At 35.1% G+C, this 21,050-nt stretch carries 22 protein-coding genes and 1 pseudogene; 14 read left to right on the top strand and 9 right to left on the bottom strand.

The genetic code is table 11. The features are described from left to right. The first annotated feature begins 232 nt into the window (after positions 1-232). The 3 genes from ACWM35_RS10695 to ACWM35_RS10685 all read left to right on the top strand — a co-directional run bounded on the left by ACWM35_RS10695 (position 233) and on the right by ACWM35_RS10685 (position 3,251). Complete coding sequence (locus ACWM35_RS10695) at positions 233-718, top strand: DinB family protein (protein WP_454818100.1); 486 nt, start codon at positions 233-235, stop codon at positions 716-718. 621 nt (positions 719-1,339) lie between these two features. Beyond that, on the top strand, positions 1,340-2,353 hold the full coding sequence (locus tag ACWM35_RS10690; RefSeq protein ID WP_454818098.1) for a helix-turn-helix domain-containing protein: 1,014 nt from the start codon (positions 1,340-1,342) through the stop codon (positions 2,351-2,353). Positions 2,354-2,456: 103 nt separating this feature from the next. Then, positions 2,457-3,251 (top strand): SDR family NAD(P)-dependent oxidoreductase, encoded by a 795-nt coding sequence (locus tag ACWM35_RS10685; RefSeq protein WP_454818096.1) that lies wholly within the window; start codon positions 2,457-2,459, stop codon positions 3,249-3,251. A gap of 337 nt (positions 3,252-3,588) precedes the next feature. Here the strand turns inward: ACWM35_RS10685 and ACWM35_RS10680 are convergent, their stop codons facing one another. Beyond that, positions 3,589-4,038: a DUF1569 domain-containing protein gene (locus ACWM35_RS10680; protein ID WP_454818094.1), complete on the bottom strand. Its 450-nt coding sequence runs from the start codon at positions 4,036-4,038 to the stop codon at positions 3,589-3,591. A gap of 203 nt (positions 4,039-4,241) precedes the next feature. Between ACWM35_RS10680 and ACWM35_RS10675 the strand changes: the two genes are divergently transcribed. Then, on the top strand, positions 4,242-4,700 hold the full coding sequence (locus ACWM35_RS10675) for a DinB family protein (RefSeq protein WP_454818092.1): 459 nt from the start codon (positions 4,242-4,244) through the stop codon (positions 4,698-4,700). Positions 4,701-4,932: 232 nt separating this feature from the next. Continuing rightward, positions 4,933-5,427 carry an N-acetyltransferase family protein gene (locus tag ACWM35_RS10670; protein ID WP_454818090.1) on the top strand — a complete coding sequence of 165 codons (495 nt, stop codon included), beginning with the start codon at positions 4,933-4,935 and terminating at the stop codon, positions 5,425-5,427. Positions 5,428-6,364: 937 nt separating this feature from the next. Here ACWM35_RS10670 and ACWM35_RS10665 read toward each other — a convergent pair. Beyond that, positions 6,365-6,937 (bottom strand): hydrolase, encoded by a 573-nt coding sequence (locus ACWM35_RS10665; RefSeq protein WP_454818088.1) that lies wholly within the window; start codon positions 6,935-6,937, stop codon positions 6,365-6,367. Positions 6,938-7,063: 126 nt separating this feature from the next. Here ACWM35_RS10665 and ACWM35_RS10660 point away from each other — a divergent pair, with 126 nt between their 5' ends. Continuing rightward, positions 7,064-7,951: a TetR/AcrR family transcriptional regulator gene (locus ACWM35_RS10660; protein WP_454818087.1), complete on the top strand. Its 888-nt coding sequence runs from the start codon at positions 7,064-7,066 to the stop codon at positions 7,949-7,951. A 177-nt stretch (positions 7,952-8,128) separates the two neighbouring features. Here the strand turns inward: ACWM35_RS10660 and ACWM35_RS10655 are convergent, their stop codons facing one another. Genes ACWM35_RS10655 through ACWM35_RS10645 form a run of 3 tightly spaced genes read right to left on the bottom strand, consistent with a single transcriptional unit; the run spans position 8,129 to position 9,403 of the window. Then, positions 8,129-8,566, bottom strand: a complete 438-nt coding sequence (locus tag ACWM35_RS10655) for an EVE domain-containing protein (RefSeq protein WP_454818085.1) — start codon at positions 8,564-8,566, stop codon at positions 8,129-8,131. Between the two features lie 5 nt (positions 8,567-8,571). Continuing rightward, positions 8,572-8,964: a rhodanese-like domain-containing protein gene (locus ACWM35_RS10650; RefSeq protein WP_454818083.1), complete on the bottom strand. Its 393-nt coding sequence runs from the start codon at positions 8,962-8,964 to the stop codon at positions 8,572-8,574. 19 nt (positions 8,965-8,983) lie between these two features. Then, positions 8,984-9,403: a MarR family winged helix-turn-helix transcriptional regulator gene (locus tag ACWM35_RS10645; protein WP_454818081.1), complete on the bottom strand. Its 420-nt coding sequence runs from the start codon at positions 9,401-9,403 to the stop codon at positions 8,984-8,986. Positions 9,404-9,889: 486 nt separating this feature from the next. On the opposite strand from ACWM35_RS10645, the gene ACWM35_RS10640 reads away from it, so the two are divergent. The 6 genes from ACWM35_RS10640 to ACWM35_RS10615 all read left to right on the top strand — a co-directional run bounded on the left by ACWM35_RS10640 (position 9,890) and on the right by ACWM35_RS10615 (position 14,540). Continuing rightward, positions 9,890-10,807, top strand: coding sequence for a DNA/RNA non-specific endonuclease (locus ACWM35_RS10640; RefSeq protein WP_454818079.1), 918 nt, complete (start codon positions 9,890-9,892; stop codon positions 10,805-10,807). A gap of 373 nt (positions 10,808-11,180) precedes the next feature. Next, positions 11,181-11,714: a GNAT family N-acetyltransferase gene (locus tag ACWM35_RS10635; RefSeq protein WP_454818077.1), complete on the top strand. Its 534-nt coding sequence runs from the start codon at positions 11,181-11,183 to the stop codon at positions 11,712-11,714. Positions 11,715-11,986: 272 nt separating this feature from the next. After that, entirely contained in the window at positions 11,987-12,640 is a 654-nt protein-coding gene (locus ACWM35_RS10630) for a lysoplasmalogenase (protein ID WP_454818075.1), read from the top strand. A gap of 136 nt (positions 12,641-12,776) precedes the next feature. Beyond that, the gene (locus tag ACWM35_RS10625) at positions 12,777-13,274 is read left to right on the top strand and encodes a GNAT family N-acetyltransferase (protein ID WP_454818176.1); all 498 of its coding nucleotides are present in this window, start codon (positions 12,777-12,779) and stop codon (positions 13,272-13,274) included. Between the two features lie 220 nt (positions 13,275-13,494). After that, complete coding sequence (locus ACWM35_RS10620; protein ID WP_454818073.1) at positions 13,495-14,031, top strand: GNAT family N-acetyltransferase; 537 nt, start codon at positions 13,495-13,497, stop codon at positions 14,029-14,031. 92 nt (positions 14,032-14,123) lie between these two features. After that, positions 14,124-14,540 carry a GNAT family N-acetyltransferase gene (locus ACWM35_RS10615; protein ID WP_454818174.1) on the top strand — a complete coding sequence of 139 codons (417 nt, stop codon included), beginning with the start codon at positions 14,124-14,126 and terminating at the stop codon, positions 14,538-14,540. Positions 14,541-14,698: 158 nt separating this feature from the next. Here the strand turns inward: ACWM35_RS10615 and ACWM35_RS10610 are convergent, their stop codons facing one another. The 4 genes and pseudogenes from ACWM35_RS10610 to ACWM35_RS10595 all read right to left on the bottom strand — a co-directional run bounded on the left by ACWM35_RS10610 (position 14,699) and on the right by ACWM35_RS10595 (position 19,120). Beyond that, entirely contained in the window at positions 14,699-15,460 is a 762-nt protein-coding gene (locus ACWM35_RS10610) for an SDR family oxidoreductase (protein WP_454818071.1), read from the bottom strand. A gap of 47 nt (positions 15,461-15,507) precedes the next feature. After that, positions 15,508-15,882, bottom strand: a complete 375-nt coding sequence (locus tag ACWM35_RS10605) for a MerR family transcriptional regulator (protein WP_454818069.1) — start codon at positions 15,880-15,882, stop codon at positions 15,508-15,510. Positions 15,883-16,606: 724 nt separating this feature from the next. Beyond that, a pseudogene (locus ACWM35_RS10600) lies at positions 16,607-17,842 on the bottom strand (IS110 family transposase). A gap of 402 nt (positions 17,843-18,244) precedes the next feature. Continuing rightward, positions 18,245-19,120 (bottom strand): LysR family transcriptional regulator, encoded by an 876-nt coding sequence (locus ACWM35_RS10595; protein ID WP_454818067.1) that lies wholly within the window; start codon positions 19,118-19,120, stop codon positions 18,245-18,247. Positions 19,121-19,272: 152 nt separating this feature from the next. Between ACWM35_RS10595 and ACWM35_RS10590 the strand changes: the two genes are divergently transcribed. Then, positions 19,273-20,451: an MFS transporter gene (locus ACWM35_RS10590; RefSeq protein ID WP_454818065.1), complete on the top strand. Its 1,179-nt coding sequence runs from the start codon at positions 19,273-19,275 to the stop codon at positions 20,449-20,451. After that, positions 20,444-20,923: a GNAT family N-acetyltransferase gene (locus tag ACWM35_RS10585; protein ID WP_454818063.1), complete on the top strand. Its 480-nt coding sequence runs from the start codon at positions 20,444-20,446 to the stop codon at positions 20,921-20,923. Before ACWM35_RS10590 ends, ACWM35_RS10585 begins: the two co-directional genes overlap by 8 nt. Positions 20,924-21,050: the final 127 nt, after the last annotated feature.

Genomic DNA, 21,050 nt, shown 5'->3' with positions numbered 1-21,050 from the left:
CAGGATTAACGGCCTTTTTGTTGAGTTATAAGTCCATAGACTCTGCCCTTCTACTCAACACCTTTAAGATCAAGCTACCATTTCGGTGGCTTTTTCTTCTTGAACTAAAGGAGTTTAGTTGAACAAGGAATTTATACTTTGTCTGTTGAATTTGTAATACTAAATAAGGTTTTTTAATATTCCTAAAGTATATTTTACGGTTAATTTATTTTCTTATTGCGGAGGGGTTTTATTGCAAACACTTTTTAGATATAACTGGATGGTAAGAGAAGACTGGTATCGTTGGTGTGAAGAGTTAAGTGAAGAAGAGCTTTTGCAAAAACGAACGGGTGGAATGGGAAGTATATTGCAAACACTTTTCCACATTGTTGACGTCGAGTGGAGTTGGATACGTATCTTACAGGGTAAAACTGACTTTCAGGAGAGTTTCGATAATTATAAAAGCTTGAACAAGGTTCGAAAATTGGACGCAGAATTTCATTTAGAAGTAGAGAACTTTGTGAACAACTGGGATGCTAGTATGGAAAATCAATTATTTTACGATACCCTGCCAGATGGAAGAATTGTAACGGATACTTGGGGTGAAGTTATGCGACATGCCATTGCTCACGAAATTCACCATATAGGACAATTATCAATTTGGGCAAGAGAATTGGGAAGAAAGCCCATTTCTGCAAACCTTATCGGTCGGGGGCTTTCCTCTTATTCGAAAAAATAATTCAAATAGATATTAATTTATTTAGTTTCTGTTCATTAACCGATGCGATGCTCTAAAGTGGCATCGCCTTTTCCATTGGCAATTTCAGGACTGTTTTGTGGAGCAAAAAGGGTTTGTGAAGTATTGTACTTAAACAAATGGGGGCGTTACTCGAAGATCTGGCTGCCAAATTGGTGGCCTTTTCTTATTGAACAAAAGGGGAGTTTAGTTGAACAATCGTCATTAGCTTTTTTTAAAAATCTGGTCATATAGTGAGTATAGACATATTGATACCAGGTAAATTGAATTTAATGCTAAGATCAATTAAGCACAAGATTATAATGAGTTGCTTTCTGAAGTGTAGGTACAAATAAAAACATTAAAACAAATTTAAACCACTTAGGTAATTGGGATTATTTAGGGTGTCTTTTAATGATGCTGCCTGTATAAACGGCAGCTTCATTACGTTATTGGTGCCTATTACTAACGGATTAATTCGACGTAGTTGGCTAGTAAAATGTCGCCCTTTGCTAGTTACAAGGCTATATTGAATAGGTAATATAATATCTGTCCCGTTAACTAGGCAGAACACTATCACAACCAAAACTAGTGAATGTGTAGATAGCTAAAGGAGGACCCATTATGAAGTCTCATACTCGTATTAAAATCCCAGCAGGATTTTGGGCAGGCATACATCAATTAGGGATTGCCCCCCACGAAGTTGCTCGAAAAGCACGACTACCGCTCACCATTATTACTGACCCAGTTGTCACTACCGACCAATATTTCGCGATTTGGCAGGCTTATTCCGATCTCATTGATGACACTGCCAAAGGAATTATCAAGCTTACGACCGTCTTTGAAACAGCGCATTTTCCACCCACAGTCTTAGCTACTTATCATGCTCGTGACTACCGTGACGCTCTAAAACGAATGGCACGGTACAAACAAATGTGTCCCCCTGAAAGCTTACGTATCACCGAGGGAGGTGAGAACTGTACAATTGAACTAGATTGGTTGTATACCGAGCAACCAGGTCCACCGATGCTGGTTGGAATCACTCTGGCATTTCTTTTGGAGCTTGGACGTAGGGGCACAGGCCAAAAGTTGATGGCGAAATCTGTCGAATTTACACACTCAATGGGCGATATACAATCACTTGAAGCTTACTTCGGCTGCCATATCCGGATTGGTGCAAATTGTAACAGGTTGACGCTACATCGAGGAGATCTGGACCTCCCTTTTGTCTCGTACAACGAAGAGTTGCTGGAGATTCTGACTCCCGTAATAGACAAATCGTTGGATGAGCAGCAACGCAGTCGCTCAATCACCGAAATGGTCAAGTGGATTTTGAGACGTAGCCTAACAGGAGGGCGCCCTGACATTCAGACTGTCGCAAGCGAGTTGGGGATGAGCGATCGTACCTTGCAGCGACGCCTTACTGACGAAGGCACGAGCTTCAAGCATCTTTTGTCACAAGTTCGACATGAGTTAGCTCGAGAGTATCTCGCAGACCCCTCGTTCGATATTAAAGAAGTAGCCTTCATGATTGGATATGAAGACCAGAACTCGTTCTACCGAGCCTTCCGCATTTGGGAAGGTGATACTCCCTCAAATTGGCGTACTGAACATTTTGATACAAACTCGATAAATTAACTTTGTCTTAAAAGGAATTTTTTAACAAATTATTACCTCAAAGGGTAGAAGCGAGTTATTTTAACTTAATAAATAAAAGGTAAATGAAATGGAGAAATGTATTATGGATATGGGATTAAACAATAAAACAGCTTTAGTTACAGGATCAACGAAAGGTATAGGTAAAGCAATTGCCATTGAACTTGCCAAAGAAGGTGTCAATGTACTAATAAATGGACGAAATTATGAAGAGGTAGAAATAATCGTAAATGAAATTAAATCGGATTTCCCGGCTACCTCTCCTCAAAATGCTACAGCCGATATTGTCGATATTCAACAAAGAGAAGTTTTATTTAAAAAATACCCCACTATTGATATTTTAGTTAACAATATGGGTATATATGAAATTATGCAATACGAGGACATTGACGATGAAGTATGGGAAAAATACTTCCGTACTAATGTACTTGCTGCAAATGGACTATCTAAATTTTATTTACCTAAAATGATAAAAAACGATTATGGTCGCATTATTTTTATTGCGAGTGAAGAAGCAATCATGCCATCAGGACAAATGCCTCAGTATTGTATGACAAAATCAATGCTATTATCATTGTCAAAAAGCTTATCTAAATTAACAATAGGAACAGAAGTAACAGTCAATACAATCATGCCAGGACCAACACTCTCTGAAAATGTTCATCAAATAATTGAGGGTATATACCCTAATGCTGATATGACTTTTTCAGAAAAAGAGAAAGAATTTATGACTACAAACCTACCTCAATCTGAAATACAACGATTTATCAAGCCAATTGAAATAGGTAGACTAGCTACATTTGTTTGTAGTCCTTATGCATCCGCATTTAAAGGTTCTCCTATCCGTATGGATGGGGGAATGGTACCGACTATTTTTTAGTATTTTTCTATTTTAAATATTGTATATAAGTTTAACAAAAGTATAACAATAGTATGCTCTAATACTATAGAATTGGAGTTTCCTATTTCCTTTCTTATTCCACAAAAGGTCGCTTTTCTTTAGTAAGAAGGCGACTTTTTATATTGTGAAGATTATCACTTAAACTATAGGGGGCAAGAGTCGAAGAAGTGATCGCTGTGGCGATCATTTTTCTTGTTTCACTAACGGAGCAGGTTAGTGCAATAGCAAAGTTGTAATCTCTTTTTTTCGTCGTACACTATTTTTCAGGGGAGCAGTACCATTTAAATTCTGATGTACAAAATTGGGATTTAGATGACTAAACTCCAAACTGCTTTAAATGATGATCAAGGTGCTTATAAATTCCTTTCCCCCATTCCTCGGAGCTAAGTTTGCCGAAAAAAGGATGTGGATGAGTTGTACATTTCTCTGGTCCACCATTTTGAAATGCAATAATTTTTTGTTTCAGTTTTTCTCTTTCTGTATCAAAATCTTTTTTATCTGTTATCAAAATGGTTGGAATAGTGGACATATTGTGAGGTATCGGCTTGTCATTGTACAAAATTGGTTTTACAAATCTTCCTATTAACCTTCCTAACCAACCTCTCGGGGGAAAAGAATTCCCCATCGCTATGTCTTGGAACGATGAGCAATGAGCTAGCATTTGAGCAACATCCATTCTTCCCCATTGCGGTTGTGAATTCGGATTTAACTTGTCTATACGGTTTAAAATTTCCTCTGTTTGCAAATGATTAAAAATATTTTTCATAAGCGAAATCCCCTTTACATATTGACTATTATTTATATTCACCCTCATCTGCACTTAATCCTTCTTCAACAAACTGGTGCGTTTCTTCAAGATCAGCTGCCATTTTTGGCGGCTTTTTCAAGGAGCAGTTTAGTTTAAGAAGGGATATTGATGTCTTTAGACGAATATTGTTTTTTAGATACAAACTGAAGGGGTGAAGGCGTGTGGAGGATATAATTAATGGAATAAACCACTGGATACAAATATTACCGAAGATATATAACTCAATGTCAGAAACAGAAATATCAAATCGCCCATTACCAAATAAATGGTCAAAAAAAGAAATTTTAGGACATCTATGCGACTCTGCAATAAATAATATTAATAGGTTTATAAAGATTCAGTACGAAGAACAACCATTTGATATCCAAACATATAATCAAAACCAATGGGTATTACTTCAGAATTATCAAGAAAGACCACTTGATGAGATATTAAACCTATTTTTAGCATTAAATAAGCAAATCATAAATACAATATCGAAAATTCCAAAAGAGAAATTATCAATTCTTTGTGATATAGGAAATAATCAACAAGTAACATTAGAGTGGCTCGTAAAAGATTATCTTAAACATATGGAACATCATATTAACAACCAAATCCTTATTAAAAATAATGCTTAATATTGATACTGCTTCTTTAACGAATGGGTGCAAGAGTTGAAGATTTGGGAGGAACGGTTATGAACGAATGCCGTAAAATTATAAATAACTTAATTCCACTTAATTTACTTTCAGGGGTATCTGGTGAACAATATAAGTTGGATTTAATGTTCCATTAACAGCTGCCAAGGAACAGCTGTTTTTCTAGATTTTAATATACCAAATGATTATAAATATATTGGGGTGATTTATTTTGATACATGTAAAATATTTGGAGCAAAGTGAGCATGAACTAGATTTTTTAACGGATATGATGTATGAAGCTTTTCATATTCCTGAGAATAAACCACCAAAAGAAGAACTGTTAAATTTACCTCATATCAAAAAATATTGTGAAGGATGGGGAAGAAAAGGTGATAGAGCAATAATTGCTGTTGAGGATCATTTACCTGTTGGTGCTGCATGGTATCGTCTATTTACAGAAAATCAAAAAGGTTATGGATATGTAGATGATAAAACTCCTGAACTAGGTATAGCCGTTATAAATAAAGTAAGGGGTAAGGGAGTAGGTAACCTGCTTATGGAAAAGTTATTTGAAACTGCTTCTAGAGATGGTTATTCATCACTATCTCTAAGCGTTGATCCTAAGAACACACAGGCCTTACAACTATATAAAAAACTTGGATTTGAACATTGTGGTTCATCAGGATCATCGTGGACAATGATATATAAAATATCATCCAGTTAGAAATTTTCTAGGGTAAAAGAGTATCGTAGGGGTTGCTCAGCAGCTCTTTTTCTTATTAAGTTAATCGAGGTTAATCCAAGGAGGATTAATGCCTTTTTATTAGATTTATTGAACTACCGTGCCAGGTTCGATGACCTATAGGTTTATAAAGGCTAATGGAACGTGGAGGATCCGGAGACACCCTGTAGAATATGATGCAATGAAACAACTAACTAAATTCAGTTAAATGTAGTGTATCCAGAAAAATTGAATTTAGAGAAGTGTGGCTTCCTACTTATGGATGAGGACAAATGGACAGAAACCTTCAATAATGAATTGTGGTAGTGGTAAAACTTAATTGATTAGGAGGAATTCTATTGGGATTTATAATGATTTTAGTTGCTTTTTTGGTTTGTATGACTATTGGTTCGGTACTAAACATACTTTTAAAGACAACCAAAAAAATAAATTGGCTCATGACCTTCTTTATAAGTCTTTGTGTATCATTATTTGTTCAAATCTTAAACGTTATCTAAAAAAATCCAATTAATACAAAAAATATACGATGGGAACGCTACTGTGCCCTTTTTTCCTTGATGTACTAACGGGATTGGTTTGATGAATAAAAAAATACTATGTAGAAAAGGTTCCCATAATCAGGGAACCTCATTTGAAAATGCATTAATGAAATGAAATTAATGAAGAATATGGCAATTGACATATGTGGTAACAGTGAAGCGAAATGAGATTACTCAGATCTGGGAGACGCCTCCGTCGACAGGACTATCATACAACTTAAACCGAGGTTTAAATCAATAAAAAAAACCGAAAAATTCATTCGAAAATTCTTTGGATACATAACAAAGATGGAGAAAAGGTGTACTTTAAACCTAGAACCTCTAAATAAAAAAAACACCCCTGGAACCAAGTGATATATCCGAGGGCACATCTGATAAAGTCAAGCTTCCGCAAGGGCAGAGAGGATTTTCTGCGTTGTGCGAATGCGCCCAATGCGTGGAAAAATATTATCCTTCACGTAATCGTGCTCCGCTTGAGAAAACCCGGTCATTGCATCGATAGCAAAAATCTGCTGATACCCGTGCATAAATGCCTCCCGAGCGGTCGTATCTACACCAATCCCGGTAGCAATGCCGCATAAGACGATAGTGTCGATTCCTCGGCGGCGCAGTTGCAGGTCGAGCTCCGTTCCGTAAAAAGCTCCCCATTGCTTCTTGGTGATGACGTGATCCGTTTCGGCTACTTTCAATTCTGGGACAATTTGATCCCATTCTTCTGGCAAATATAGTGGTGGGGCAGGTGAATCCAGCTTCGGCTTCGGGATATCCTTCATATCTTTGCTCGATACTCGGACTAGTACAACCATCGAACCGTGCTCACGGAAGGCATCTGCCAAGGCGGCTGCGTTAGAAACAACCTGCTCAGCGGAATAGGGGGCATATTGGCTGCCTAGCCATTTTTGCAAATCAATGACAACCAACGCTGTTTTTTGCAAATCCAACCATTTTTCCATTTTCATAATTCTCCTCGTTTTCAATGTTTGACCATTAGTTATAAATCATAAACACACGGTCATTTGACTTTATGTTCTATATTTTGTACTCTAATTCATAAATAGTCAAGTGGGGAGATTTTGTTTATGAGTGTGACAAAGGAAGAGGTTATAAAATCGGCGACGCTGCTTTTTAAAGAACGGGGTTTTCTTTCAACGACGATACAGGATATTGCTGAGGATTGCGGCATTGCCAAGGGATCAGTTTATAAATTTTTCCCTTCGAAGGAAGACTTATTCAGCGAGGTGTTTAATCAATGCCTTAATGTCTATTTTGATCAAGTCGATGAGTTGGCACGCCTTCCAGAACTCGCTTCAAAGGAGAAGTTTCTGCAACAGATCATTCTCCGTTTTCGTTATTTTATAGAGTACAAGCATATTCTTGTCGAATTTACGGAGCTCCCCATACAGCAGGATCCCAAGTTCGGACCGCTAAGACACCAGTTTAGAGGGCGGCTCATTCGATGGCATAGAGACTGCTTGCTGGAAATGTACGGCGAAGAAATCTATCCGTTTCTGTGGGATATGGTTTCCATCTATCGAGCGATTTTGAAGGAGTATCTATTTTGGCTTGTTTATGAGGAAAAATCGTTATCACTCGAGGAAACGGCAAATTTCATTTTGGACAAACTCAATGTGCTCTCTAAGCATATGAGGGATTCCAATCGAAAGCCTCTTCTGAAACAGGCTTCTTTCGATAGGTATTTAAGCTGGGGGCTCGAGGACCGTCAAATAGAGAAGGAACAAATCCTTACTGAGCTGTTTCTGCAGATGAATTTGGTTCTTGAGACTCATCCGTCCAGTGCCAAATATCGTTCGGAGCTAAAAGAAATTTGCCATTTTATCCAGACGGAGGTTAGAAAGGCGGAACCAAATCTCCCTTTGGTACAAGCTTCGCTATACTATTTGGAAAGGGAGAAGGAGTTTAAAAGTTTGGTCGTCCAGTTGAGGAATATTGTTCATTCGGAATATTAGATTTTTCCCGCTTTTCAGTCTATCTAAAGGGGCAATACCAGCAGTTTTGAAGGAATACGAGTCGTGTCAAATCATACAATTTTGACCTGGTGGTTCTTCGACTAACGGAGCAGGATAGCTGAAGAAGTTTTTAAGTTTTGGTGCTTATATCATGAGCAAAAAGGAGATTAGAATGTTCTAATCTCCTTTTAAATTAACCATTTTTTCTGCTATTAGTTTAAAATCTTTTTCACTTATCTCTATATGACCATATCGAAAGGAATAACCCCAGTATTTTGTACTTTTAATAAACGACAGTTTGGAAATTAGTGGTTTAATGGGTGTTTCAATACAAGGAATAAAATCAATATTTCTTCGGAAAGGGATAAAATTATTCCCCATATTCACCTGATAAACATCATCATCAATAATTTTTCCAATAGCAGTAAATTTTTGATGAGGAGTACTTTCATTATAATTGACTTTAGGAGAGTAATAAATAATCCAATCACCCGAGCTCATTTTTCTTAAAGGTGCATGTTTGCCATGACAAAGCTGAGCGAATCCACCTTGAACTGCATTAAAAACATGATCACCTGAAGCAACACCAATCCAAAACCGCTTTCTATTCTGCATTAGCGTTAACATCCACAGTTATCAGATGGATTAGCATTTAGTGGAGAATCAGAGACAGGAAAATTCATCTCTTTCCAAGCTGCAATCCCACCAGTTAACTCTTTTACTTTATAGCCACGTTCTAACAAAAAAGCTGCTACTTTGGCTGCTGTGTTACACCAGACATCCCAACAGTAAACAATAATTTCTTTATCTTTCGGAATTTCATGTAAGCGTTCTGGTAGCTCTTGTTGAGGAATGACATTAGCATCCTTAATTGTTAAACTTCTTACCTGTTCAGGACCGTTTCTGACATCAATTAAAAAGTATCTTTCTGGTTCAACTTGTGCCAATCTTAAATAATCCATAGGACTAATAGTTGCTTCCAGACGTGCATTAAAATAATCAAGTGCATTCATAAATAGATTACCTCCTGTTTCAAAGTGTACTCCAAATTTTTACAAGAAACTCCTTCAGTAAGTGTTTTTCTTGATTGTTTAAAGGGGTTAGTACTTCTAACTCCGTTTCAATGAGAAATTCCCAACGTGAATCTAATACTTGAGTCCCTTTTGGTGTGATTAAAAGACTATAGGATCTTCTGTCATTTGGATTCCTAGTTCTCTCTACAAATCCTAAAGTTTCCAGGTGATCAATATGGCTTACCATAGTTGTCCGATCAATTTGTAGATTTTCAGAAATATCCTTTTGTGAAGAATAAGGGTTTCCCCTAATAAATAAAAGGACTCCATATTGTCTAGCGTTAATTTTATAAGGAGTCAGTCCTTCAGCAAACTTAGTTTCCATTTGTTGAAGAACTTTTCCTAGCAAAAAACCATAAGATTGATTCCATCTTTCCAACTAAATAATCACCTCGGTATATAATCAGTAAAATATATAATCAGTTTAACTGATTAATTTTTAGAATTCAAGTACTTAAGTCAATTTCAGTTTTGAAATACAGTAACTTTGAATGGCAGGGGTTTCCTTAAAAGTTTATGAGGAAATAAGTGATTTGGTCTTAATAATAAAATATTAAGACTTTCATTCACATTGCGGTAAGATGCCTCAGCAAAGGCATGTTTGCTTATTTTGTGATAATTGTAGTTGATCCTTTATTAACCTTTATCGATGCATAAATGAAAAATAAACGGGGGCAATTCTTGAATTGGAATTGTGCCTTTTTTAGTGCATTGGACTCTACTAATCTTTTTTGGAATTTAACACCATACTTCGAACAAAGTATCTAATGTATTATACTATTATAAATAGGTTTATAATGTTAAATTATATTTTATTCAAAGATTTCTAGAATGTTCAGTAAAAAATACGGTTAGGAGACCTAAAATGAAAAAGAAAATAAACTATTTAATCTTACTTTTTACTGCCTTATTAATAGTTGGTTGTTCTAACGTAGAAGATAAATCAAATACTGATGGGAAAGCTGATTCACAAGAAGTAACTAAAAAAAATAGTGAACAAGAACAAACTACGTCTGAAAAACAAGTAGTAGAGGAAACATCAACTCAATCAAAAGATCAACTGTTTCAGGGTTACAAACGAATTGAAGTTGATGGAGGTGATTTGTCTGGACATCGCGAACCTAACGTCGTCGTAAAGATTGGTTTTGGAGACCGGGAGTATTGGGCCTTTACGAATGAATACGGGCAACTAGTGCGTGTCATTGCTGACGAAATCATTTTACAAGATGATCGTACCGAGCCTATAACATCTTCTGGCAGATACTTCGCTGATGAAGCAAAAGTTCCTGGTGTAGAAAGAGCAGATTTAGATGAAGGACATATCATTGCAGATTCTCTCGGAGGGGTTTCCAATGCTTACAATATTACTCCACAAGAAAGTACGCTTAACCGACATGGTGATCAAGCTTATATGGAAGATGCCATACGTAAAGCTGGTGGGGCTACTAATTTTGAAGCTATTATTACCTATCCGAATAAGGAAACACAGATTCCTTCTCATTATAAGTACACTTACACTTTAAAAGGAAATAAGATTGTAGATGAGTTTGATAACGTCAACCCTGATGAGATAAATAAATCTCTAGGCTTAACTGAAAGTAAATCAACTAACTCAAATAATTCGAATGTTACTGAAGATATTTCCAATGTTGATACAGATGGAAATGGACAAGTGACGATTAAAGAAGCAAAAGCAGCAGGTTATCGCATGCCAATAACGAGTGATCACTGGCTCTATAAATATATGGACGATCGCGATGGTGATGGACTAGTGGGTGAGTAAATAAATTAGCTATATAAATATTTAACAAAAAAGTGAAGAAAGGCTGCTATTTTTATAACGGATTCCGTTGCCTATCATCAGTAAAAATGTAACGTAAAATGACCTACAAAATGGTATCCTAATTTGTAGGTCATTTTTGTTTGATTTTAAGGGTCTAGTTATAAAATCAAGGTTAATTATTGTACAAATTGTATAAGAAATGTAGGGGGACAATAGCCAGTGTAACCCTACATTTTGAGCTGCATTTTCACGTACAAATGGGGATACAGAAATTTATCAAATAGAAGAATAGGGATTGAAGTGATTTAATCTAGACTATAACAATAATATTCTACGAGCCATAACAAAACAACAAGTCAGTAAGGAGCAGCATATGCTAACGATTTTAAAAGAAGAACAATTTGAAAATCTTTATCAATTAATAGAAAATTCTTTTCCTAGTGATGAATATAGGCCCTACCAAACACAACGAGCATTACTTTCACATCCTCACTATCAAATTTATGTTTATGAAAAGGATCATGAGCTTGGTGCATTTTTTGCCACATGGAATGGACCTCATTTTATCTTCCTGGAGCATTTTGCCGTTAAAGAAAGCTTTCGCAATGGCGGCTTAGGGTCGAAACTACTCCAAGAATTTTTTAAGCAACAGACAAAACCTGTTGTGGTTGAAATCGAACCGCCGGAGGGGGAAATCGAAAAAAGACGAGTTAGTTTTTATGAACGAAATGGCTTTAGCCTTAGTCAGTGGGGGTATGTTCAACCACCACTTGCAAAAGGGCAAAACCCGGTCTCACTTGTACTAATGTCTTACCCGAAGCCATTCCATGAACAAGAATATCAATCTTTTAAAAATTGGGTATTTAAACATGTCTATTCATTAGATTATTGTTGTTTAGAAAATTAATGCCGATAAATACTAATACCCATCAATTTATGAAGGGTCTTTCAATATAGAAAAATGTATAATGGAGTTATTTAAATCAGGAAACAGACTTATCTGATACAAATCAACTACCGGTGCGTTGATCCAGCAAGGATTAACCGCCTTTTTTTGTTTCATTCCGTAAAATATCATGCGTTTAAATTAGGCGATAAATAGAGGATATCTAGTTTATATGTAGAAGTCCTATTAATCTACAACCTATAATATAAAAAATGTTGGGAAGTGAGCTAGGTATGAACAAATTTGCACTACCTCTTTTAATTCTAATAATGAGTGGAATTTATATCTTTTTGATCCCCGAAGATCCTAAACCTCTTAAAGTCACTTTCAAATTGATTCCTATGGTTTTAATCATTATTTATGCATACCTTCATTGCATGCCAAAACCTAAAGCTACACATTGGATTATATTAACTGGATTGTTTTTTTGTATGTTGGGAGATGGTTTAATCGCAGGTTCTTTTATCTTTGGATTAGCAGCATTTTTAATAGGGCATTTGTTTTACTTATTCGGATTCCTTAGAACATGGAAGTTTTCTAAAACCCGCTTCGCAATGATCATTCTTATTTTAGGTTATTCTTACTTTATTGGTAACTCGCTGATCAAAGCTATGTTGGAAAATGGAGATAATAATCTTGTTATTCCTGTTGTTGCTTATGTTTTGGTGATTTCTCTTATGGCCTGGTCAGCCATTATGACAGGAGATAAATGGGCAATAGGGGGAAGTATTTTATTCGTCCTATCTGATTCTATCTTATCGTGGAATATGTTTGTATCGGATGTGCCACAATCAAGTTTATTTATTATGTCTACTTATTACACGGCACAGTTTTTAATTGCTCATAGCCTAGGAAGCTTATTAAATAATTTTAGAAAAGAAGAGTAGCTTTTCTTTCATCTAAAGGGCAAGATGGTTTAACAACAATACCATTAGATAAAGAGATTTTATACCTTTTCTCCAGAAATATAGTTAATAGTTAATAAGAATAGGGGGATGGGAAAACTTGAAGGCAATTAACGATATGGTTCAAATAAAACCTTGGGAGGATAGCGATCTCGATTTACTTTTTCATTTAAATGCTCCTGAAATGATGCATTATCTTGGAGGTCCAGAGAGTACCAAGCAGATTATGAAACGACATAAACGATATCTTGACCTTGGAAATAAAGGACGAATGTTTAGTATTAAATTGTTACCTGAAATAGTACCAGTAGGTTCAGTGGGTTATTGGCAAACTACTTGGAATAATGAAAGTGTATATGAAACGGGATGGAGCGTTCTTCCACTTTATCAAGGAAAAGGTATAGCATCAATAGCAGTTCAGCTGGCAATAGAGGAAGCATCTACTGAAAATATATACAAATACATTCATGCATTCCCTTCAATTAATAATCCTGCTTCAAATGCAATTTGTCGGAAGGTTGGATTTGAGTATATTTCTGAATGCGAATTTGAATATCCTCCAAGAAACTTTATGCAGTGTAACAATTGGCGTTATAAATTAATAAGTGGACGATAATTTCTAATACAGATAAAAGAGTGTGTAGAAGTGAATTTAAATTAACAGGGGCACTGATTCCAAAGCAGGATTTTTGCCTCTTTTTTTGTCGAACTTCTTATTGTGTTAAAGGATAGTTTAGTTTAATCATCTATTTACTCTAGTAATACATTTGTACTTTAAAATTATGATTTTGTAGTTGTAGAGGTAGTTTTATACTAATTGGAAGGGAGAGTTTAGAGTGAAAAGAGTAAATACGCGGACAATCAAAACAGAGCGATTAATTTTAAGAAAGTTCACTGATGATGATTTGCAAGATATGTATGAAATCTATCGCGATGAAGAAGTAAATAAATTTCTTCCATGGTTCCCGTTTCAATCTATTGAAGAAACAAAGGATTATCTATATAAGAATATCTATAAAAAATATGAACAAGAAATAGCTTATTTTTATGCGATAGAAGAAAAAGAGAGTCATAAAGTCATTGGTTATATAGGTGTTTCTGGGATCGATGAAGGAAAAGAAAGCGCCGAATTAGGATATGGAATTTTAAAAGGTTACTGGGGTAAGGGTATAGCAACTGAAGCAAGCAAGGCTTTAATACAACGTTTAAAACATGATGAGTTTAAGTTCATCTTTGCAACTCATGATGTAAATAATATCGGAAGCGGTAAAGTTCTAGAAAAATCAGGTATGACTTATAGATATTCTTATGATGAAATATGGCAGCCTAAAAATATCCCAGTGACTTTTAAATATTATAGAATCGACTTTTAAAAAAAGTAGGAAACCAAGAAATATATATTCTTAGCGATTAGATTAGAAAAGGGGGATATTATTTGAGATTTGAGTGCTTTATTTTCAATTCAATGCCTGATGCTGATGTTTTAAATGGAATTTTAGAACTACATAAAGATATATTCGGTACTACTAATGACTTGATTAACAAAATGGCAAGTAAACCTCAATTATTAGTAATCACTGCAATGGATGGCAAAAAAGTTATTGGGTATAAGATTGGATATGCAATTGATAGTAATAAATTTTATAGTTGGTTAGGTGGAGTTGATACTAATTACAGAAAACATGGTATTGCTTCAGTGTTAATGGAAAAGCAACATCATTATTTAAAGGAAAATGGTTATAAAGTTGTTCAAACAAAAACAATGAATAAATGGCGTAAAATGTTAATTATAAACATTAAAAATGGTTTTGATGTAATTGATACTTATACGGATGAAAAAGGATTACATAAAATCATACTTGAAAAAAATTTACTCAACTAACAGGGGAAAATACTTTAAGATCTGACTGCCAATTTGGTGGCCTTTTCTTATTGAACAAAAGGGGCAGTTTAGTTGAAAAAGGAATGGATAATTAAAAGAAAACTCGCTACGTTTGAGCGAGTTTTGCTTTTTCATGTTCCAACATGAATCAAAGATAGTTATTCAATGGTATTTTTCATTGCATTGTACATATTTGCTACGTGTTCATCAACTTTATCTCGTGACATGCGTAGTCGTTCCACTGAAGTACCATATCCAATTTCTTGTTTACCCTCTTCTAATCCTTTAAAAATCCCATCTGCGAATTCATCTAACGGTTCTCCATGAGTATGCAACCCTGCTCCGCCTAAATCTGTATTCACTGCCGGAGGAGCAACTTCAATTACTTCTACAGATGAATCAGAAAGTTGGTGTCGTAGACTTATTGTAAATGAATGAAGTGCCGCTTTCGTTGCTGAATAGATCGGAGCAATGGCAAAAGGAGTAAAAGCTAACCCCGATGTGACGTTAATGATAGTCGCTTCTTCTTTAGTAGCAAAAAATGGAGCAAACAGCATAGACAGATGGAAAGGTGCTTCAATGTTAGTTGTAATTTCTTTATTGAAATAATTCCAATTGTTCTTCGCATCTGCTTTTAACACATTAAAACGTTGTTGAATCCCTGCGTTGTTCACTAACACATTCACTTCTGGATAGTTCTCTGTTACCCAATCAAACAATGATATACGATCAGATTCAGTGCTCAAATCACTTACATGGGTAATAAGGTCCGGGAATTTTTCTTTTGCATTTTGGAGTACATTTTCACGTCGTCCAGTAACGATAACTTTATTTCCAGCTTTTATAAAGCGCTCTGCGAAAGCTAATCCTATCCCAGCACTTCCACCTGTTATAAGTATTGTATTTCCTGAAAGTTTCATTTTAGTTCCTCTTTTCCAATTATTTTCTTCACTTAATAAAAACAAATTTATACCTTTTCTGGAACAGTGCGTTTTGTATAACGTGTAATTTTCAAGTCAATCCTCTTTAAAGATTCTGTCATTAACGAAATTTCATCTAGCACTGCCTGCTTGTGGTTCCTCATCATTTCAAGTCGATGTTCAATGGTATTGTCTCCTTCTACTACCCAATCAATATATTGTTTAATACCACTTATGGGCATGTGCGTATTTTTTAAACAAATAACGGTTTCAAGGAGTGAAATTTGATCTTCTGAAAATAACCGCCTACCAGCATCATCACGCTCAATCAGTGGCAGTAGTCCCTTTTTTTCATAATAACGTAACGTTGATTCTGTAATATTGAATTTTGCTGCAGCCTCGCTAATTGAACAATATTTCATCGGGAGACCTCCAAATTTTATCTTTACTCTTGTCGACAGGATTATAATACGACTTAAACCGTGGTTTAAGTCAACAAAAAAACTAAAAAATATTTGATTCTGTACCAGTTAATGAATTCAGACATATGGTCACAAAAGGAACATTAAAGGAAAATAAAGTATCCTTTAATAGATTTATGATGTGAACCACAATAGTTAAATCGTTAATTATTCCCACTAGAAACAAAAATGTGAAAAGGTGAACTTAAACTACGGGTGCAATAGTTGAAGAACGAGGATTGCTACGGCAATCCTTTTTTGTTATTGAGCTAAAGAAGGAGGATAGTTGCAGAAGGACATTCTTATCCTTTTGACGAATAGGATAAATAACTAAGTTTTTGGGTAGTGATAAATTTGAGCAATTTAGAAAGCATAACAGAACTTTTACATAAATAAAGTCCAAAAGTATAAGTTGAAGAAGAACAATCCTAACCTTCCTAATATATTTTTGGATGAGATAAAAGGGTAATTATCATTTATTTTTTTTCAACTAATGGGTGCTAGCGTTTAAGAACTGTGGCTGCTGCCTCAGTTTTTTCTTGTTCCACTAAAGAAGCTAATAGTTTGTCAATATTTTTCAATAAAAACTTAATATAGCTCATGCTATACTAAAAATGTGCATATCAAATAACCTTCCTTAAGTCTGCTTTTGGAAGGTTTTGTACTATTTAGTTTAATTTAGACTCTAAGCTATATCTTGGAAAGTCGTTTTGTTTTTTAAAAGGGCAAATATCCAGTGTAAGAGTTTATTTACACAAGCAATAACTGCTACTTTAAAAGGTTTTCCTTCATCACGTTTCTTATCATAGAACTCTCGTAATTTCTTATTTCGAGGAATGATTTCATCACTTGTTTTGCTCTTACGACAGTCACGTATTGCACAACGCACAGCCATATATAAGGCGTGACGAAGCCTACTAGAGCCTCTTTTCGTGATTCGATTTTTGGTGGCTGTAAACTTACCAGATTCGAATACACTAGGATCAACTCCAGCGAAAGCTACGAGCTTTTTAGGATCAGTAAATCGATCTATCTCCCCAATTTCTGAAATGATCGTTGCCGCGATCTTTTCACCGATACCAGGGATAGATTTGATAATATTATATTCTTCAACTTCTTTAGCGAGGGCATCTATCTCAGACTCTAACTTGGATAGGTGCTCTTTGTATTGAAGAATGATGTTTATATACATACCAAGACTCAAAATATGACTCTGATACAAAGTCCTTTCAAAAGGATTTCTTTCTGCGGCAGCTTTGAGTTGTATGGCTTTTTCATTAGCCCATCTGTATGAACGGCTTTTACATAATCGAGCGATTTTGTCAGCTATGGTTTCAACACTTGCCTCTAATATATCTTCAGATGAGGGAAACTCTGAAAGAGTTAATAGTGATACTACTGAATATAAGTCGCCAAAAACCCCTCTATATTCAGGAAAGAGCTGGTCCAGAATGGCTTGAAATTGTAGCTTTGTTTGGATTAATACCCCAGTTATATTCTCGTGCTATCTGGTAAGATTTCGAAGGTTTAAAAGTTGAACTCCACGCTTTTTATATGGCTCAAGATCCTCTTTATAAAATATCTCGCAGAGATGGTAAGCATCGACCGCATCTGTCTTTACTTTCCGAAGACTTGAACTTTTAGCTTTATAAGAAATTAGTGGATTAATGATGATCATTAAATATCCACGGTCCTCCAAGTATTGAACAACAGAGGAATGATAATGTCCTGTTCCTTCTAGAACGATAGGTGGTTTCTTACCTGTTTCTCTCTTTACGACCTCCAGAAACTCTACAAGTAAATCAAGACCTTCAATAGTATGAGACACTTTAAAACTCTTACGATATGGTTTGCCTTTATCTAAAAATGCCTGAACTTGACTTTCCCCTTTTGAAACATCCAGACCAATGACTGGATTCATTTCTAATTCCTCCATGCAGTATCATAGCTTCGCTTGTTATACGAGATCTAGGTCCCAACCAGCCTCAATCATGTTTCTACAAGTAGGGGGCGAACCGTTTAGCTGACGGGGTCGAAGCCCCACGGGCAGTTACGTTCTACCCTGGCTACTGATATAATAAGACCAAAATAAATAAGGTCAACCAGAAAAATTTAGCATTCTGGCTAACCTTATAATACGAAAGAAGCAGATTAGTTGAAGATCGTTGTTTAACTTGTGCTCCACAATCTGTCCAGATTGTGGAGCAATATTAAAAGGAAACTCTATAGTTTTGTTAGCGTTAAATAAATATGTAAAAGATTCTATCTAAACTGAAGCAAAGATTCATGGACAAAAAAAGATGGGTAGGATGACTCTACCCATCTATTTATAAATATTTTTCATGTATGCAACAAATTCCTTAATCACAACTTTGTCTTTTTTTCGCTTAGAGTAAGCTAAATAGATTGTCTTCAAGGGAGTTCGATGTTTTCCTATATAGGAGATTTCCTCTAATTCTCCATTTTGTATATATTTTTTAGCTAAGTTTTCAAGGAGAAATCCTATTCCTATGTTTGATTTTAAGAGTTCGATTAATAATGTTGAAGAATCAACCTCTAGTCCCCAAAAGTTCATGCCTCCAGTTTCTGTTTTGAGCCAATCAGAAAAAGGTGGTCCCCAATCCATATGTATCATCGGAAAATCCGTAATAGATGCAAGTTTAATCGTCTTCATATTCAATTGATAGGAAGGAGACTTCATTAACATTATTCCCTCATTATAAAGAGGTACAGTTTCAAAAGAATGATTGGGAGCAGGTGCTGAGACGAAGCCAATATCAATTGTACCGTCTCTAATTTTTGAATATATTTCGTCTGTATGGCCGTTTACCACTTTTATTGCTATATCTGGATTTTGATTTATGAACGAAGTTAAGTAGTTTGAAAAGGTTTGATCCCATAATGAGTTTAGTCCTCCTATTATGAGTCTCCCGCTAAATCGATCAGATAACTCCACGACACTTTTCCCTTCATCAATAAGATCCATAACCCTTTCGATATATGGATATAAGGCTGTACCAGCAGCGGTTAGTTCTAAACTTCGAGTATTTCTATCAATTAATTTTCTTCCTACTTGACGTTCTAGTTGTTGAATCCTGACAGATACTGTGGTTTGAGCTACGTGAAGTAATTCTGCAGCACGGGAAAAACTTTTGGTTCTAGCTACGAATAGGAATGTTTCCATTTGTTCAAATTCCATTAAACCCCACCTGCTTATCAATACTTTTGATAAATTATAGCATATTTTTTCGTTTTTCTAATGAATAAGTAAATATTAATATTAATGTAAGTGAAGAAATACGGATGCGATAATGGAAAGGAGGACCTGATATACAAAAATACTTATATTTAGTGAATAGAAGGAATGGAATTTTATTTATAGATTTTATCGTTTCATTTACCTTTTTTATGTTTATCCCTTATATATCAACATATTTTAGTGAGTCTAGGGGATATTCTGTAAGCTTTATTGGTTGGATATTAGCGATTCGAATAACCGCACAACAGGGACTTGCCATTTTAGGTGGTTTACTAGCAGAGAGGTTTGGCAATAAAACAATTGCCATTATAGGTTTTGTTATGCGAGGCATTGGTTTTATGGGTTTGGGAATCGGAACACATGGTTTAACTATCCTGATATCAGCAGCTTTAAGTGGATTAGGAGGTGCTTTTTTTAGCCCATCCTTGAGAGCAACACTAGCTTTTTATTCTAATCCAATTAAGCAAAAAGATACATATGCTCTTATGAATATGGTTGAAAATCTTGGTGCTGTTTTAGGACCCATGATTGGAATGATATTATATAAAAATCAATTCGATACTCTTTCCTTTGTAACGGGAGGTATCTTTTTTGTCATCGCATTGATCTATACCAAGTTTCCGGACTTTAAGGTAGAGCCAACCAGCGTTAAATGGATTAGCAAGATCTCTCAAATTGTGAAAGATAGACAATACATTTCTGTTTTTTTTATTATGATTCCATTTTATTTCATGAATCAGCAACTTTATTTATCGATTCCTATTATTGCAGAGAAGGATACTGGTTCATCAAGTTGGCTTTTTCCGATTTTTACATTACTAATTATATTCTTCCAATTTCGCGTTAGCAAAATAGTCGAGAAACGGAGTATATGGTTTATCTTTCTAAATTCATATTTGATTATGGCACTACTATTTATTCCACTAAGTATATTATTTTCTAATATGTACAGTATTATTTTAAGCCTAATAGGTATATCGATTGGTAATATGATGTTATTACCGTGCTACCATTCAATCTCAATAAGTTTAGCTCCAAGCAAGGGATTAGTAGCAGCTTATATCGGATTTTCAAATATTTCGATGGCTATAGGAGGAACACTAGGAAACGTCCTGGGAGGGGATATATTTGGTTATCTAAATTCTATAAATCAACCAAATCTATTTTGGTTATTCTTATGCCTGTTGAGTCTACTTTCAGTTATGATCGTAAGTATATCTAATAAAAATCTAAATCGTAATAAGGAAATGAAAGGTGTTTACAATGAATAATAAAATAAAATTAACCAGTTATGATGCTCAATATGACTCCATTTTAATGCATTTTTTTCTGCCCGATGAACAAGCACAATTTACAGGAATGCCTTTAGAAATGGTTAGTAAGGCTAAAGAAAATCCTACAAGAAACCCTGTTATCATTCTTAATAATTTACACCCAGTTGGTTTTTTCGTTCTTTGTTCAGGAGAAATTGTTTTGGATTACACGGATAATCAAAATGCCTTATTATTAATTGCATTTTCTATTAACCATACTGATCAAGGAAACGGATATGCAAAGGAAGGATTAATGAGGTTAAGAGATTACATTAAAAAACATTTCTCCAATAAAAACGAAGTTGTATTGGCAGTAAATTGTAAAAATTCCCCCGCGGAAAAGTTGTACGAAAATGTGGGATTTAATGATACAGGAAAAAGAAAAATTGGGAAGAATGGAGAACAAAAAATAATGTCACTTTATTTGTAATATAAAATTTGAAGAATGTATGCCAAAAATACTTAAATTAGTTAGACGATTAAGTTTCTAGTCTTATGTTGCCTTGGAGTTATATTAAGGTGTAAAAGCGAGTTAAAAAGAGGATGCAGTGCATACT

The sequence above is a fragment of the Neobacillus sp. K501 genome (genome assembly GCF_053749995.1).
This window is presented reverse-complemented; position numbering and strand designations above follow the sequence as displayed.